Annotated in this window: 12 protein-coding genes; 3 read left to right on the forward strand and 9 right to left on the reverse strand. The window is 65.6% G+C overall.

From position 1 onward, the window contains the following. The first annotated feature begins 87 nt into the window (after window positions 1-87). Entirely contained in the window at window positions 88-1,188 is a 1,101-nt protein-coding gene (locus FVF58_RS08510; RefSeq protein ID WP_149669450.1) for an NADH:flavin oxidoreductase/NADH oxidase, read from the forward strand. A 79-nt stretch (window positions 1,189-1,267) separates the two neighbouring features. Here the strand turns inward: FVF58_RS08510 and FVF58_RS08515 are convergent, their stop codons facing one another. The 5 genes from FVF58_RS08515 to FVF58_RS08535 form a co-directional block, all read right to left on the reverse strand. After that, the gene (locus FVF58_RS08515; RefSeq protein ID WP_149669451.1) at window positions 1,268-2,089 is read right to left on the reverse strand and encodes an IclR family transcriptional regulator; all 822 of its coding nucleotides are present in this window, start codon (window positions 2,087-2,089) and stop codon (window positions 1,268-1,270) included. A gap of 107 nt (window positions 2,090-2,196) precedes the next feature. Next, complete coding sequence (locus FVF58_RS08520; protein ID WP_149669452.1) at window positions 2,197-2,925, reverse strand: SDR family NAD(P)-dependent oxidoreductase; 729 nt, start codon at window positions 2,923-2,925, stop codon at window positions 2,197-2,199. Window positions 2,926-2,944: 19 nt separating this feature from the next. Continuing rightward, a complete protein-coding gene (locus tag FVF58_RS08525; protein ID WP_149669453.1) occupies window positions 2,945-4,249 on the reverse strand; it encodes an MFS transporter in 1,305 nt (434 codons plus the stop codon). Between the two features lie 91 nt (window positions 4,250-4,340). Continuing rightward, the gene (locus FVF58_RS08530) at window positions 4,341-5,090 is read right to left on the reverse strand and encodes an SDR family NAD(P)-dependent oxidoreductase (protein WP_149669454.1); all 750 of its coding nucleotides are present in this window, start codon (window positions 5,088-5,090) and stop codon (window positions 4,341-4,343) included. Beyond that, window positions 5,087-5,608: a 2,4'-dihydroxyacetophenone dioxygenase family protein gene (locus FVF58_RS08535; RefSeq protein ID WP_149669455.1), complete on the reverse strand. Its 522-nt coding sequence runs from the start codon at window positions 5,606-5,608 to the stop codon at window positions 5,087-5,089. Before FVF58_RS08535 ends, FVF58_RS08530 begins: the two co-directional genes overlap by 4 nt. A gap of 334 nt (window positions 5,609-5,942) precedes the next feature. On the opposite strand from FVF58_RS08535, the gene FVF58_RS08540 reads away from it, so the two are divergent. Beyond that, entirely contained in the window at window positions 5,943-7,376 is a 1,434-nt protein-coding gene (locus tag FVF58_RS08540) for a trypsin-like peptidase domain-containing protein (protein WP_149669456.1), read from the forward strand. 66 nt (window positions 7,377-7,442) lie between these two features. Here the strand turns inward: FVF58_RS08540 and FVF58_RS08545 are convergent, their stop codons facing one another. The 4 genes from FVF58_RS08545 to FVF58_RS08560 form a co-directional block, all read right to left on the reverse strand. Continuing rightward, complete coding sequence (locus FVF58_RS08545; protein ID WP_149669457.1) at window positions 7,443-8,897, reverse strand: efflux transporter outer membrane subunit; 1,455 nt, start codon at window positions 8,895-8,897, stop codon at window positions 7,443-7,445. Then, complete coding sequence (locus FVF58_RS08550) at window positions 8,890-12,102, reverse strand: multidrug efflux RND transporter permease subunit (protein ID WP_149669458.1); 3,213 nt, start codon at window positions 12,100-12,102, stop codon at window positions 8,890-8,892. Before FVF58_RS08550 ends, FVF58_RS08545 begins: the two co-directional genes overlap by 8 nt. Window positions 12,103-12,112: 10 nt before the next feature. Beyond that, a complete protein-coding gene (locus FVF58_RS08555; protein ID WP_149669459.1) occupies window positions 12,113-13,294 on the reverse strand; it encodes an efflux RND transporter periplasmic adaptor subunit in 1,182 nt (393 codons plus the stop codon). 659 nt (window positions 13,295-13,953) lie between these two features. Next, window positions 13,954-14,736 (reverse strand): IclR family transcriptional regulator, encoded by a 783-nt coding sequence (locus FVF58_RS08560; protein WP_246216979.1) that lies wholly within the window; start codon window positions 14,734-14,736, stop codon window positions 13,954-13,956. Window positions 14,737-14,970: 234 nt separating this feature from the next. Between FVF58_RS08560 and FVF58_RS08565 the strand changes: the two genes are divergently transcribed. Continuing rightward, window positions 14,971-16,755 carry an FAD-dependent oxidoreductase gene (locus FVF58_RS08565; RefSeq protein ID WP_149669461.1) on the forward strand — a complete coding sequence of 595 codons (1,785 nt, stop codon included), beginning with the start codon at window positions 14,971-14,973 and terminating at the stop codon, window positions 16,753-16,755. Window positions 16,756-16,819: the final 64 nt, after the last annotated feature.

Raw genomic sequence — 16,819 nt, forward strand, 5'->3', positions numbered from 1 at the left:
TTTCGGCGGCGGTAGTCGCCGGGCAAGCCGCCGGCCGCCGTCGACCCGCATCGCACCGCATCACCTAAACACCATCGGAAAACACGAATGTCAGCACTTTTCACCCCCTTCAAGCTCAAAGACGTCGAGCTGCGCAACCGCATCGCCGTGCCGCCCATGTGCCAGTACAGCGCCGTCGACGGCCTGACCAACGCGTGGCATCAGACGCACTACGGCAGCATTGCGCGCGGCGGCGCGGGTCTCGTGATCGTCGAGGCGACGGCGGTGTCGCCGGAAGGGCGCATCACGCCCGGCTGCACCGGCTTGTGGAACGACGCGCAGGCCGAAGGCATGGCGCGGATCGCGGCATCGATCAAGGCGGCCGGCTCGGTGCCCGGCATCCAGATCGCGCATGCGGGCCGCAAGGCGAGCGCGAACCGCCCGTGGGAAGGCGACGACCACCTCGCGGCCGGCGATCCGCGCGGCTGGGACACGCTGTCGCCGTCGGCGCTCGCGTTCGGCGCGAACCTGCCGAAGGTGCCGAAGGCGATGACGCTCGACGACATCGCTCGAGTCAAAGCGGACTTCGTGGCCGCGGCCCGACGCGCGCGCGATGCGGGCTTCGAGTGGCTCGAACTCCATTTTGCGCACGGCTACCTCGCGCAGAGCTTCTTCTCGATCCACGCGAACCAGCGCGACGACCAATACGGTGGCGACCTCGCGGGCCGCAGCCGCTTCTTGCTGGAAACGCTCGACGCGGTGCGCGAAGTGTGGCCGGAGAACCTGCCGCTGACCGCGCGCTTCGGCGTGATCGAATACGACGGGCGCGATGACGAGACGCTCGCGGAATCCATCGAGCTGACCCAGGCGTTCCGCCGCGGCGGCCTCGACATGCTGAGCGTGAGCGTCGGATTCTCGACGCCGGCCGCGCGCATTCCGTGGGGACCCGCGTTTCTCGCGCCGATCGCGCAACGGGTGCGGCGCGAGGCCGGCTTGCCGGTGTCGTCGGCATGGGGTATCGACTCGCCGGCAATCTGCGAGCGCACCGTCGCCGATGGGCAGCTGGATCTGGTGATGGTGGGCCGCGCGCATCTGGCCGATCCGCACTGGCCGTATCACGCGGCCTTGAATCTGAAGGCGCAGCGGCCGTCGTGGGTGTTGCCCGCGCCTTACGCGCATTGGCTCGAACGTTATGCGGTGGCGCAGTAATGCAAGGCGGTCGCGCGTCGCGATGGCGATGGCGATGCGCGACCGTTCCGTGCCGTTGCATGCAAGGTGAAACGGTAGGTCAGCGCCCCGAAGTCGGCCCGAGGCGCGCCGCGATAGTCCGGCAAGCCGCCAGCAACGGCTCGATATAACGCGTTTGCGCGTCGGCCTGATGGCGGAAGGTCGGCATGCTGATGCTCACGCAGCCTACCGCGCGTCCGTCGACGCCGCGAATCGCCGCGCCGTAGCAGGAGATCGCGACTTCGTTCTCTTCGCGGTCCTCGGCGTAGCCGCGTTGCGCGGTGAGGTTCACCTCGTTGCGGACCTCGTCGAGCGTGGTGAGCGTGTGTTCGGTGAAGCGCGCGAGCGGCGCGTCTTTTAGCAGCGCTTCGCGTTCGGCCTCGCCGAGCGTCGCAAGATATGCCTTGCCGACCGAACTCGATGTGAGCGACACGCGCGTGCCGATGCGTGACGCCATGCGCACCGCGTGCGGACTTTCGAGCTTTTCGATGTACACCATCTCGCCCTGGCTAGGTACTGCCAGGTGGATCGTCTCCGAGGTGATGTTGCGAAGTTCCACCAAGGCGTCGACCGCTGCGAGGCGCAGGTCCGAACGCTCCCAGCTGCGGCTCGCCAGATTGACGAGGCGCGGGCCGAGCGCGAACGTGTTGCCAGCGCCCGTGCCGACGATCAGCCCTTCGGCCTGCAACGCGGCAACGATACGGTGGACAGTGGGGCGCGGATAGCCGCTCGCCGCGCTCAGCTTCGCGATATTCGGCGGCGTCTGGGCGTCGGCGATCAGTTGCAATACGGCGATGAACTTGGAGAACGCGGCGGCGCCGGCAACGGTTTTGGCATCGGCGGCGCCGGCGTTGGGGGAAGGCTTGGAATCGGTGGTGGACATCAGGCGAGGGTAGGGCACGGTTGAGCAATTATGCCTTTATTTTCCGGCCCGGAAGGTGGCCGGAGTGAGCCTGTTGTCGTGCGGATAGCATCTAGCGCGCGAGGCCGTCACGCGACCAGATAGCCACCGTCGACCGGCACGATCGCGCCCGTCATGAATGAAGCCGCCGGTGTGCAGAGAAACGCCGCGACCTGCGCGACTTCGTCGGGCGTGCCCCAGCGGCGCATCGGCGTGCGCTCCAGAATGGCTTGCGAGCGGCCGTCGTCGTCCTGCAAGGCCTGGGTCAGCGGCGTCGCGATCCAGCCCGGCGCGATCGCGTTCACGCGAATGCCATCGGCGGCATAAGCGAGCGCCAGCGACTTGGTCAATTGCGCGACCGCGCCCTTGCTCGCGCTGTACGCAGGCACCAGTCCGCCGCCGAAGAAACTCAGCATCGACGCCGTGTTCACGATGCAGCCCGAGGACGCCTTCAGCAACTCGCGCGCGGCCGAGCACACGCGCATCGTGCCGTTCAGGTTGATGTCCATCACGCGCTCGAACACCTCGATGCGATGTTCCTCGACGCGGCTGATCACGCCCGCGCAATTCACCGCGATATCGAGCCGCTCGAACGACCGCAACGCGGCGGCGACGTCATCGCCCGAACGCACGTCCAGCGTGACGCGCTGGATAGCGGGGTCGAGCGTATCCGGCGCGCCCTCGGGCAGCGGCAAACCTGCCGCGACCGTTTTCGCGCCGAGCCGCGCGAGCTGGTTCGCGATCGCCGCGCCGATGCCGGAGAAGCCGCCGGTGACGAGCGCGGCCTTGCCTTCGAGTAGTTGATTCTGGAATGTCATGTGAGTCAGCAACGAGTGCTCAGGTTGGTTGGGTTTTGATCGCGTCGGGCAGCGGCGCGGGCGCCACTTCCTTGACGACGAACAGATAGACGAACGCGGCCGCGAACGCGACGCCCGCGCTGATCAGCAGCGCGTTGACGAACGAATGCGTCTGGTCGACGACGATGCCGGTGATCACCGGCGCAAACGAGCCGCCCAGATAGCCGCCGAAGTTCTGCATGCTGCCGAGCGAGGCCACGAGGTGGCGCGGCGCCGCGACGCTGACCAGCGCCCAAGCGGTGCCGCTCGACATATTCACGAAGAACATCGCGCATGACACATAGACGATCGCGAGCGTGGTGCTCGGCGTGTACGCGGCGGGCACGGTGAACGCCGCCGCGCCGATCAGGCCGATGCACAGCGGCCACTTGCGGCTGCGGATCGGCGCCATGCCGCGCTTGAGCAGGTAGTCGGCGATCACGCCGCTGCTCAGCATCCCGATGGTGCCGAAGATATACGGAATCGACACCAGCCAACCGGTGTGCGCGATGCTCAGATGACGCTCCTTCTCCAGATAGCCGGGCAGCCACGTGAGGTACAGCCACACCATGTAGATCACGCCCATGAAGCCGAAGATCATCCCCCATGTATTGCGCAGCTTGAAGAGCGCGCCCCATTCGGCAAAGCTCAGGCCCTTCGGACGGTCCGCGGCCTTCTGCATGCCTTCGTCCAGGTGGGCGGTCTCGGTGTCGGTGAGCGCGACTTCATCGCGATTGCGGTAGACCACGTACCAGCCGATCGCCACCAGAACGCCGAGCACACCCATGATGATGAACATGGCGCGCCATCCGAAAGCCAGCATCAGCACGGTGAGCAGCGGCGGGGCGATCATCGGCGCGATGGTCGACGACGAGATGAAGGTGCCGGTCGGGCGGCCGCGCTCGCGCACCGCGAACCATTCGTTGACCACCTTCGCACCTGCCGGGAACAGCGGCGCTTCGGCTACGCCGAGCACGACGCGCGCGGCGAGGAAATGATTGAGCGTCTGGATGAAGCCGCCCGCGACCTGCGCGAGCGACCACAGGAGCATGCCGAGCCCCAGCATCACGCGTGAGCCGAAACGGTCGAGCAGCGCGCCCACCGGCAACTGCGCGAACGCGTAGGAGAGCGAAAACGCCGACAGCAGCAGCCCCATCTGCGACGCCGACAGATGAAGCTCCTGGCTTACCAGATGATTGGCGATCGACAGCGTGCTGCGATCGAGGTAGTTGACGATGCCCGCGACCGTCAGAAAGACGACCGCGACCACCTGGATGCGTTTCAGACGCTGTGACTTCTGAAGCATGTTTGTCTCCTGCGCAAGTGACTTGCTGGATGATTGGAATAGTGCGGGTACTAAAGCGGAGCAACGACGCTGCAACCACGATTCAGGCGCATCAGTAAGTCGCCCGTCCTCCGGACAGATCGAAAATCGCGCCGGTGCTGAACGAACAGGAATCCGAACAAAGCCACAAGGCCAGTTGCGCGACTTCTTCCGTCGTGCCGAGGCGTCCCATCGGGCTCTTGCCGATCATCGTCTGCACGTGTGACGGCGACATCTGCGCGAGCAGCGAGGTTTCCACCGCGGCGGGCGCGATCCCGTTCACGAGGATGCCGGTCTGCGCCAGTTCCTTGCCGAGCGATTTGGTCATCGCGATCACGCCGGCTTTTGCCGCGCTGTATGCGGACGCGTTCGGCGTGCCTTCCTTGCCGGCCAGCGACGCGACGTTGACGATGCGCCCGGCGTTCGCGCGCCGCATCACCGGCACGACGAAGCGGCTCACGTGATAGGTGCCGACGAGGTTCACGTCGATCACGCGCTGCCATTCGAGCGGATCGTATTCGTCGAGCGGCAGCGTGGGGCCCGCGAAGCCCGCGTTGTTCACCAGGTAGTCGATGCGGCCATACGCGTCGAGCGTCGCCGCGAGCGCGGCTTCGATCGACTCGGGGCGCGTAATGTCCACCGCGAAGTGGCGCGGTGTGCAGCGCGTGTCCTGTGCGCCGGGCACGCGGTCCCAGTTGACCGCCGCCGCGCCGTTGCGCGCAAACGCATCGCAGACCGCGCGGCCGATGCCGCCGGCCGCGCCGGTCACGACCGCGACGCGCCCGGAGAAATCGTATTGAGCGAGACGAGCGGGCGCGCTCATCGGATGAACTGGTCCACGTAGTCCTCACCGAGGCCGACCGCCGCATAGTGCTTGCGGCACATGTCGATCTTGGTGAACACGTCCTCGTAGCCGGTGTAGTTGCCGTACGGGTCGCAATAGAACATCACGCCGTTGACCTGGAAGTACGTGATCATTTCCTCGACGTCGTCGGGCACATAGAGCGTGTGCGTTTCGCCGGGCGGCTCGTACACGTAGCTGCCTTCGGTGGCTTCCCAATCGTGCTCCAGATAGCGCCAGCGGCCCTTGAGCACCATCCCGTGCACGCTTTGCGGATGACGATGCCGGCTCAGCACGCCGGACTTCCGAACCCGCAGCAGGTTCATCCAGTAGCCTTGCGACGCGTTCAGGCATAGCGGACGAAACGACACGTTTTCGGCCTGCGGGACCCATACGCGTTCATCGGTCGGGATCGCGAAGGGCACGACGATTTCCTGCTGCGCTTCCTTCGGGAACGGCAACTGGTACGGCGTCATAGGGGAATGGTTAGCCTCGGGCATGGGGATCCTCTTTGAAATGTCCGCATTGTGGACATATGGTCCACGATATGGCTATTATCAGAACGCCCTTGATCGAGGTCAATCCTGGGGAAATTACTTAAGAGGCGCGCAAGGTGAGCGGTTTCTAAGTGCTGCGAAGGACTTCGGAAAGACGGATGCGAGCAGTTCCACAACGCGCGAGCATATGCCCGATCAACCCTGCCGCGCCCTCGCGTTGCATCGCGAACCGGCACCGGCACACACCTCGCGATCGCTCACCATCTTTAAGCTTCCTTTAAGTGGAGCCCACTACATTACGCTTCCTTCACGTAACCCACCGCAACGTCTCCAACTTATGACCATCAAGAAATATTGGCGCGGCAGCGCTGCCGTCTGCGTCGCGCTCGCGGCCGCCGGTACGTATGCGATCAGCCATCGCGAAGCCGATGCGTCGGTCAGTGATGCTCATGGCCAGATCGCCGCGCCCGGCGCTTCGTCAGGCATCACCGGCACACGCTCTTCGGCGCCGGATTTCTCCAGCATCGTTACGCGCTACGGCCCCGCGGTCGTGCATATCGGCGCGAAGCAGGCCGCTTCCCCCGACGAAAACGGCGAAGGCGGACGTGGTGGCGAAGCGCTGGGATCGGGCTTCATCATCAGCCAGGACGGCTACGTTCTGACCAACAACCACGTGGTCGAAGGCGCGGAGCGGGTGACCGTCAAGCTGATGGACGGCCGTGAATTCCACGCCCGGGTGGTCGGCACGGACAAGACCTCCGACGTCGCGGTGCTGAAGATCGAAGCATCGAATCTGCCGACCGTGAGGATCGGCAACCCCGCCGACAGCAAGGTCGGCGAATGGGTGGTGGCGATCGGCTCGCCGTACGGTTTCGACAACACGGTGACGTCCGGCATCATCAGCGCGAAGGCGCGTCAAATGTCCGACGACAGCCCGATCCCGTTCATTCAGACCGACGTGCCGGTCAATCCCGGCAACTCGGGCGGCCCGCTGTTCAATCTGAACGGCGAAGTCATCGGCATCAACTCGATGATCTATTCGCGCACGGGCGGCTTCCAGGGGCTGTCATTCGCGATTCCGATCGACGCGGCAATGCACGTGAAAGACCAGCTCGTGCGAACCGGTCATGTGAGCCGCGGCCGCATCGGCGTAGGCGTGCAGCCGGTTACGGCGGAGCAGGCCAAGCAACTTGGCCTCGACTCGACGCATGGCGCGCTGGTCGGTTCGGTCGATCCGAGCGGCCCGGCACAGGCGGCCGGCTTGCGCGAAGGTGATGTGATCGTCGGCGTGAACGGCACGCGGATTGCCAGCACGACGGAACTGATGGCACAGGTCTCGCAACTCACGCCGGGCAGCACCGCGACGGTCAACGTGTGGCGTAACGGCGCCGAGCGCAAGCTGTCGGTCACGGTCGGCGCGCAGGCGCCGCAGATCGCCTCCGCTGCGCCGCGCGCGCGGCAGCAGCAGCCGGACCAGGCGCGTCCGCAGCAGCCGGAGCAGGCGCGTCCGCGTCTGGGCGTGGCAGTGCGTCCGCTCACCGACGACGAGCGCCAGGAAGCGTCGCTGCCGGGCGGCGTGGTCGTGCAGCAGGCAAGTGGTCCGGCCGCCGCGGCGGGCATTCAGACTGGCGACATCATCGTGGCAGTGGACGGCCATGTGATTCGCGGCGTCGAACAGCTTCGAAAGCTGATTGCACAGGCGGACGACAGCGTTTCCGTCACCGTGGTGCGCGATGGTGAAGAAGCGTCGGTGAACGTGACGCTGGGCTGATCAACTGGCGGCATCTCAACGCCATCGCAGGACGGCACTGCGCGCATCGGGAACGCGCGCAGTGCCTTAGTTGGACTGCTTGTTCCCATGCGCTTGCGGTGCATCGGGCCCACCGCCCAGCGCGACGTAAAGCGATACACCGTTTTGCAGCGCGGTCGCGCGAAGCTGAATGAGCTGCTGCTCGGCAGCAAATAGATTGCGCCGCGCATCCACCACTTCCAGATAGATCGAAATGCCGTTTTCGTAACGCAGCTCGGCGGTTTCCGCGAGCTGCCGTTGCGCTTGGACAGCCTGTTCCTGCGCGGCAATCTGTTCCTTATAGCGCTGCCGTCCGATCAATGCATCGGACACCTCACGAAAAGCGGTCTGCACGGTGCGCTGATAATCGGCGACCAGTTCGTCGCGCCGCGCGCGCGCCTGGGAGAGCTGAGCCTGGCGTTGACCAGCATCGAAAATCGGCATGGCGAGCAAAGCGCCGAACGACCACGCCTGGCTGCCGGGCACGAACAGATCGTTCAATTCCGCCGACACATAACCGAAACTCCCCGTCAGCGCGATGCGCGGAAAGAAGTCGGCGCGCGCCGCGCCGATATCCGCGTCCGCGGCGCGCAACTGCTGCTCGGCCAGCAAGATATCGGGCCGATTGACGAGCAGCGCGGACGGCAGGCCGGGGTCCAACTCGTTGAACTGTCTGGCGTCGGCAATCGGCGGTGCCGGCGGCAACGCATCCTCTAGCGGCCCCCCCACCAGCACCTCCAGCTGATTGTGCTGCTGCGCGGTCGTTCTTTGCAGCTCCGCCAACTGGGTCTGCGCCTGGGTCACGAGAATCGCGGCCTGCTCGTAATCGACCATCGACGTCACGCCCGCGTCCAGCCGATCTTTCGCGACGTCGAGCGCATACCGGCGGCTCGCGAGCGTCCGCTCGGCAAGCTCGATGCCTTCCTCGCCGGAACGGATCGCATAGTAGCTCGCCGCGACATTGCCGATCAGCGACAGACGGAATGCGCGCTGCGCCTCGACGGTCGCCAGATATCTGAGGCGCGCGGCTTCGCTCATGTTGCGCACGCGCCCCCAGAAGTCCAGTTCGAACGAGCTCACCGCCGCCTGAACGTTGTACTGGTTGAATTGAATCGACGTGCCGGTGTCGCCCAACTCGGGCTCGATCGAGCCGAGCGGCGCCTTGGTGCGGGTCGCGCCGGCGTTCACGTTCACTTGCGGAAAGCGCGCGGCGTTCTGGATGCGATAGAACGCGCGCGCCTGTTCGATGCGCGCCACCGACGCCGCGAGATCGCGATTGCGTTCGAGCGCCGTCGTGATCAGCAGCTTCAATTGCGGATCGGCGAAAAAGGTTTGCCAGTCGATCTCGGCCGCGAGACGTGCGTCCGGTGTGCCCGGCGAGGCGGGCACCGCCGGCGTATCGAAGTGTTCGGCGATCGGCAACTCGGGCTGGCGATAGGTCGGCGCGAAGTTGCACGCTGCGAGCGCGCAGCAGACGAGCGGGAACAGCAGGCGCTTACGCATCGTGCCGTCCTCCGCCTGGTTCGCCATTGGCGGGCGAGGGTGCGGATCGCGGCGGCCCGTCCAGATCGTCCAGATCGCTCTTGCGTTTCTTACGGCTCAGCCAGCGGCGCGCGGCCACGTAGAACAGCGGCGTGAAAAACACGCCGAACAGCGTCGCGGTCAACATGCTGCCCATCACGCCGGTGCCGACTGCGCGCCGGCTCGCCGCGCCCGCGCCGGCGGCGAGCACGAGCGGCATCATGCCGAGCACGAAGGTGACGCTGGTCATCAGGATCGGGCGCAGACGCTGCTGCGCGCCGTTCTTCGCGGCGGTGACGGCGTCGCTGCCCTCGGACTCCTCCTTGATCGCGAACTCGACGATCAGGATCGCGTTTTTCGCCGCGAGCCCGATGATGGTCACGAGCCCGATGTTGAAGTAGACGTCCGCCGAGAGGCCGCGCAGCATCGTCAGCAACACTGCGCCGATCACGCCGAACGGGATGATCAGCAGCACCGCCGCCGGAATCGCCCAGCTTTCGTACAACGCGGCCAGCAGCAGGAACACGACCACCAGCGACAGTCCGAGCAGCATGCCGATCTGCCCGCCGGCCTGTTTCTCTTCGAAGGCCGTACCGGTCCATTCATACGTGAAATTGCCGGTCAGCACGTGCGATGCAATGCGTTCCATCTCGGCGATGGCCGCGCCGCTCGAACGGCCCGCGGCGGCCTGGCCCGACAAGGTCGCGGACGGAAAGCCGTTGTAGCGTTCGAGCTGCTGCGGACCGGAGATCCAGCGAACGCGGCTGAACGCCGAAAACGGCACCATCTCGTTGCGGTTGTTGCGAAGCCTCAGCGCGCTCACGTCTTCGGCTCTCATCCGATGCTCGGCGTCAGCCTGCAGGATGACACGCAGCACGTTGCCTTCGAACACGAAGTCGTTCACATAGTTCGCGCCGAACGAGAGCGCCAGCGCCTGATTCACCTGACCGATCTGCAGGCCCAGCGCGCGAGCCTTGATGCGGTCGATCTCCACGTACAGTTGCGGCGCCTCCGGCATGCCTTCGGAGCGCACGCCCGCGAGCACGCTGCTTTGCGACGCCTCGATCATCACGCGCCGCGCGGCCTGTTGCAGCGCCTCGCCGCCCACGCCGCTGCGATCCTGGATCTTCATCGTGAAGCCGGTCGCGTTGCCGAGCGACGGGATAGCCGGTGGATCGAGCGCGAAGATGGTCGCCTCGGGAATCTGCCGGAACGCGCCATTCGCGCGGCGCACCAGCGCGCTCGCGGAGTTCGCCTCGCCGGGGCGCTCGTCCCACGGCTTCAGGTCGACGAAGGACAGCGCCGCCGATTGTCCCTGGCCGAAGAAGCTGAAGCCCGTCACCGACGCGACGTTGCGCACTTGCGGCTGCTGTTGCAGGAATGCCTCGACCTGGCGGATCGCCTGCTGCGTGCGTTGTTCGGTGGAACCCGGCGCGCCGGTGTAGGTGATGAACAGATGCCCCTGGTCCTCGGTCGGCAGAAAGCCGCCCGGCAAACGCACGAACAGGTAAGCGGTGATCACGCATGCGATCACGAACACGAGCAGCCAGCGCAGCGGCGCGCGCAGCATCGCGTCGACGCCGCGAATATAGCGCTCGGTGCCTGCGCCCAGACCTCGGTTGAAACCGTCGAACACGCGGTGCAGCAGCCTTGCGGCGCGCGAGCTCGAAGCGGCGCCTTGCGTCGTTTCATTGCGCAGCAGCGCGGCGCACAACGCTGCGCCGAGCGTAAGCGCAAGCAGCGTGGAGAGCAGAATCGAAACCGCCAGCGTGACCGAGAATTGCCGGTAGATGCCGCCCGTCGAGCCGGGGAAGAACGCCATCGGGATGAACACCGCGACCAGCACCAGCGTGCTCGCGATCACCGCGCCGGAAATCTGGCCGACCGCCTTCACAGTCGCGCGCGGCGCGCTGAGTCCTTCTTCGCGCATGATGCGCGCGACGTTCTCGACGACCACGATCGCATCGTCGTTGAGGATGCCGATCGCCACCACCATGCCGAACAGCGACAGGATGTTGATCGACAGGCCGAACAGATAGAGCCCCGCGCAGGTGCCGATCAGCGCGACCGGCACGACCAGCGTCGGAATCAGCGTGGCGCGCCAGTCCTGCAGGAACAGGAACACCACCACGGTGACGAGCAGCAGCGCTTCGATCATCGTGCGCATCACGCCCTGCACGGACGTGGTGATGAACGGCGTGGTGTCGAACGGCACGGTCCAGGTCACGCCGCGCGGGAAGATCGGCTGCAGTTCGGCCATGCGCTGGCGCACGTTGTTGGCGACGGCCAGCGCGTTCGCGCCGCTCGCCAGCTGGATCGCGATGCCGGCCGCTTCCTTGCCGTTGACGGTGAGCCGGTTGCCGTAGCTGTCGTTGCCGAGCTCGACCCGCGCGACGTCGCCCAGCCGCACGGTCGAGCCGTCCGGATTGGCGTGCACGATGATTTCGCGGAACTGCTCCGGGGTCGAGAAGCGGCTTTGCGTGACGATCTGCGCGGTGAATTCGGAGTGGTCGGCGTTGGGCTGGTCGCCCAGTCCGCCGCCGGCGGTCTGGCTGTTCTGCTCCTGCACCGCCGCGAACACCTCGCTCGCCGACAGCCCGAAGCCCGCGAGCTTGCCGGGGTCCAGCCAGATCCGCATCGCGTACGACGAGCCGAACAGCTGCACGTCGCCGACCCCGTCGATGCGGCGCAACTCGTTGACGATGTTGTTGGACGCGAAGTTGCCCATCGCCGTCGCGTTGGTGGAGCCGTCGGCGTTCTGCAGCGCCAGCAGCATCAGGAAGCCCGACGACGCCTTGGTCACGCGCACGCCGAGCTGCCGCACTTCGAGCGGCAGACGCGGCTCGACCCGGCTCAGACGGTCCTGTACCTGGGTGCGCGCGATGTCCAGATTGGTGCCAGGCTTGAGCACCACCGTGATCTGTGCAGTACCGTTCGAGCGGCTGACCGACGACATGTAGAGAAAATTCTCGATGCCGTTCATCTCGTCTTCGATGATCGAGGTCACGGTCCGCTCGAGCGTACGCGCATCGGCGCCGCTGAAGCTCGCAGAAATGCTGAGCGAAGGCGGCGCGACGTCGGGATACTGTTCGACCGGCAGAAGCGCCACGGCCAGGCCGCCGAACAGCACCGTGAAGAGTGCGATGACCCACGCGAAGACCGGACGGGAAACGAAGAATCGATTCATCGGGCGCCCGTCAGCGCGTGGCCGAGGCCGGCGCCGGCGGCGCGGCCGGCACGGGGCGGGCCTCGACGCGCTGGCCCGGCTGGACCTTCTGCCAGCCGTCGACGATCAGACGCTCGCCGGGCTTCAGCCCATCGCGCACGGTCCAGCGTCCTTCGCCTTGCTCGCCCAGCGCGATGTTGCGGTGGACCACGGTGCCGTCGTCCGCGACCAGCGCCACGCTGGCGACGCCGTTATCCAGCTGCACCGCGCGTTCGGGAATCCGGATGCCTTGCAGGTTGCCCGCCGCGATGATGCGTCCGCGCACGAACTGCCCCGGCAACAGCGTGCGCGACGGATTGGCGAATTGGGCCCGCACCGTCTGCGTACCGGTCGAGGGATCGACGACCAGATCGGCGAAGTCCAGGAAGCCACGCTCGCCATACAGCTGGCCGTTGGCGAGCACCAGCTCGACCTCGACGTGCTTCATGTCGATCGCCTGGCGGGCGCCTGACTGGATCTGTTGCTCGACATCGAGGATCGCGGCGTTCGACTGCGTGAACACCGCGTTGATCGGCGAGAGCTGATTGACCTGCGCGAGCAGCGTTGCTGCGCCGGCACTGACGAGTGCGCCTTCGGTGACTTGCGCGCGGCCCACGCGTCCGGCAATCGGCGTGCGCACGATACAGCGTTCGAGCCGCAGCTTCGCAAGCGTGACGGCCGCCTGCGCATCGGCGACGCTTGCGTCGGCCTGCTGCATCGTCGCGAGCGCGGCGTCGTATTCCTGCGCGCTGACCGCGTGACGGCCGACCAGTGGCTTGAAGCGCTCCACCACCGACGCCGAGTTGTCGCGCAAAGAGGTGGCTCGCGCAAGCGCGGCCTGCGCCTGCTGCAACTGCGCGCGATAGTCTCGCGCATCGATCTGGAACAGCGGCGCGCCAGCCGGCAGGTCTTTGCCTTCCTGATAGAGCGTGCGTTCGACGATGCCATCGACGCGCGCGCGAATCTCCGCGGAGCGGACCGCCTCGATCCGGCCAGGTAGTTCGACGACATCCGGAACAGCCGACGTGGTGAGCGTTTCGACCAGCACCGGAACCGGCGGCATGGCCGCAGCCGGCGCACCCTGCTTGTCGCCGCACGCGGCAAGCACGAGCGGCAAACCAAGGACCAGAACGGAGATGGCGCGACTACACAGGCTGGACGCGGAGCAGGGCAAGAGAAACTCCTCAGTGAAGGCATTCTTTTACTGCGCTTCAGTTCGGCTGGATTCTTACGGTCTTATTGCCTTACGGGTCATGCCGGGTCTTGCTGGCTTGCAGTGTTGCAGTCTTACAGTTGTGTGGTGTTGTGGTCTGGCGGTTTTATGGCCGGCGGCCTTTGACATTTCTCTGAAGCGCCGTTGCAAGCGGCGCATAACGCGCGTGCAGTCCCGCTGCGATTGCATGCATGCGCATTGCAATCAAAGCTATGCGCTCGCTCATTGAAGTGAAGACATGCACGCTCGATGCGATATTTCAGTCATGCGTTTTCATGCAAACAACTGACGCGGCGTTTTAAAGCTGACTGAAAAACTCCCGTTGATCTTACAACGTTTGCCTTGCTTGTCAAACTTGCGCGCACCATTGCAATACGTGGCGATGCGAGGTGGGCTGCGGGCTGCGGGCGAACAAAGTCTAATACAGATGGCCGCCGTGCGGCGTGCCGTCCGTGATTGCTATTAGAAAGGAATGTGCGTGAATTGCCGCCGCGCGATGGGGTCTGCGGCTTGAGTGAATTGAGCAGAAACCAATCAATATAATCAGGACTGCGACTATCTGGAGAAACGGATCGGCTCGCGGCTCTGTCAAGAACGGCGATGCGCGAGCCACACGCCACCTAGCCTTGGTTGGCAACGAAGCCCAGGTGTCTGGATATACCTTCGCAGGATTCGCGCAACGCAGTCGCGACGCTGCCATCCCATTTCGAATCGAACGACGCCGCGGGCCCCATTACCGTGATCGCCAGCACGATATTGCCCGTCGCATCGAATACCGGCGCGCTGAACGCGTTGATCCCCGGAATCGGATCGCCGATCGTACGCGCGATTCCACGACGGCGGTTCTCGATCAGCTCGGCATCGAAGTCGCTCTTCGAGCGTTTTTTGTCTTCGTGCAATGCCAGCCGCGCCGCGTCGCTCGCCAGGAAGTTTTCGAGCATCTTCGGCGGCAGGTAGCTGGCGAAGAGACGGCCCGTCGCCGTATTACGCACCGACATCACCGCACCCACGCGCAGGTTGACGTGCATAGGCACCGGCTCGACCAGTTGCACGATGGTCGGCCCGAGGTTGCCCCAGACCGCGACGGCCACGCTCTGCTCGGTCGACGCCGCCAGCGTGCTGATCACCGGCGCCGCCTCGCGCACCGGATCGAGCTGATACAGCTTCGCGAGTCCAATCTGCAACGCGAGCGGTCCTAGCGCATAGAGACCGGTGGCGGGCTCCTGCGTGACGAATCCCACCTTGACGAAACTGACCAGATACGGATGCGCCTTGCCCACCGAAATGCCCGCTTCACGAGCAAGATCGCGCAACGGCATGGGCTTCAGATGGTTCGCGAGCGCGACCAGCAAGGTGCTGCCGATCTCGATCGACTGGATGCCACGGCGAGGTTTAGCGTCCACGGGGAGCGGTATGAGGAGTGTAGGCCGGGCCGAATTGTAGCACCCGCTTGCGCGCGTTCCGTGTTCAGCCATTTGCGGGCATGTCGTGGTTTTCGATAATATCAAACGCATTGACTATTATCAGATGCGCACCTAGACTCGATTTAACGCTGCAGCAGTGCTGCCAGAAGTCACTCATCAGGCGTGCGTGACGAACTGTGCATGCCCTTGGGACAAGGCATTCGAGGAGACACGATGGCCGCAGACACTCACACCTGCGACGTTCTGGTGATCGGCACCGGGGCATCGGGCATGGCTGCCGCGATCACGGCAGCGTCGCGCGGACTGGATGTGCTGATGATCGAAAAGGAAGCGCGCATCGGCGGCACCACCGCGCGTTCGGGTGGCTGGCTATGGATTCCGGGCACGTCGCTCGCGACGGCGCAAGGCATCCACGAGGCGGCGGGCGCGGCCGCCGCCTATCTTCAGCACGAAGCAGGAACGCACTACGACGCGCGGCGAGTCGAAGCGTTCCTGCGCTTCGGCCCGCAGGCTGTGCGCTTTTTCACGGACCACACCGCCGTGCAGTTCGACATGCCGGCCGTGTTTCCCGACTATCACGCGGAAGCGCCGGGCGGCCGCCCAGGTGGGCGTTCGATGGTGACGCGCCCGTTCGACGGCCGGCAACTCGGCGAGCACATCAGCGAGTTGGCGCCGCCGCTGCCCGAATTGACCGTGTTCGGGATGATGCTCGGCTCGGGCAAGGAAATCTGGCATTTCATGCGGATGTTCCGTTCGCTCACGTCGTTTGCCTATGTCACGCGCAGGTTGGCCCGTTACGCGTTGGACGTGCTGCGCCACGGTCGCGGCATGACGCTGACCAATGGCAATGCGCTGGCCGGGCGTCTCTATCGCTCGGTGCTCGACCTGAAGATTCCCGTGTGGCGCTCGACCGCGGCCCGCGAGTTGATCGTCGAAGCGGGGCGGGTCGCCGGTGCGTTCGTCGAACGCGCCGGCGCGCGTGTCGAGATTCGCGCGAGGCGCGGCGTCGTGCTTGCGTGCGGTGGTTTCCCGCACGATATCGAACGGCGCGCGCAACTGTTCCCGCATGCGCCGGATGGCGGCGCGCACTTCAGCCCGTCGCCCGCGGGCAATACCGGCGACGGCCTGCGCCTCGCCGAAGCGGCCGGCGGCTGGGTCGATCCGACCATCCCGCATGCGGCCGCATGGGTTCCGGCTTCGGTTACGCAACACGCTGACGGTACGCGCGGCGTGATGCCGCATTTCATCGATCGCGCCAAACCCGGCGTGATCGCGGTGACCCGGCACGGCAAGCGTTTCGTGAACGAAAGCGACTCGTATCACGACTTCGTCCAGGCGATGGTCGCAGCCTGCAAAGCCGATGGCGATCCCAACGTCATGGCCTGGTTGCTGTGCGACCACAGGACTATGCGCACTTATGGCCTCGGCTGTGTGCCGCCCGCGCCGATGCCGCTCGGCCGCCATCTGCGCAGCGGTTATCTGCAACGCGGAGAGAGCATCGGCGCGCTGGCGAGAGCACTGGGTATCGCGCCAGCCGTGCTCGAGGAGACGGTGGCGAACTTCAACCGCACGGCGCGCGAAGGCAACGATCCGCAATTCGGCAAAGGCAGCAACGCCTACAACCGCTATCAGGGCGACGCCATGCACGACGGCGCGAACCCGTGTATCGCGCCGCTGGAACACGGCCGGTATTACGCGATCCGGCTCGTGGTCGGCGACATCGGCACGTTCGCGGGACTCTCGACCGACAGCGCCGCGCAGGTGCTGGACCGGCAAGGCCAGCCGATCGCCGGGCTGTACGCCGTCGGCAACGACATGGCCAGCATCATGGGCGGCAATTATCCGGGTGCCGGCATCACGCTGGGCCCGGCGCTGACGTTCGGCTACATCGCGGGCAGGCAGCTTGCCGGCGATCGCATGAACGATTGCCACGACGCGAATGCGCCGGCGGGGACCGCGCGAGTCAGTGCGGAAGCTTCTGCCGCCGAGGAATTCTGAAGAGAAAGGACGCCGTCAGAGCGTCGCTGTTTATCGCACCGCACCGGCCGTCACGCGCTACGCG

It is taken from the genome of Paraburkholderia panacisoli, from assembly GCF_008369935.1.
Lineage (GTDB): Bacteria > Pseudomonadota > Gammaproteobacteria > Burkholderiales > Burkholderiaceae > Paraburkholderia > Paraburkholderia panacisoli.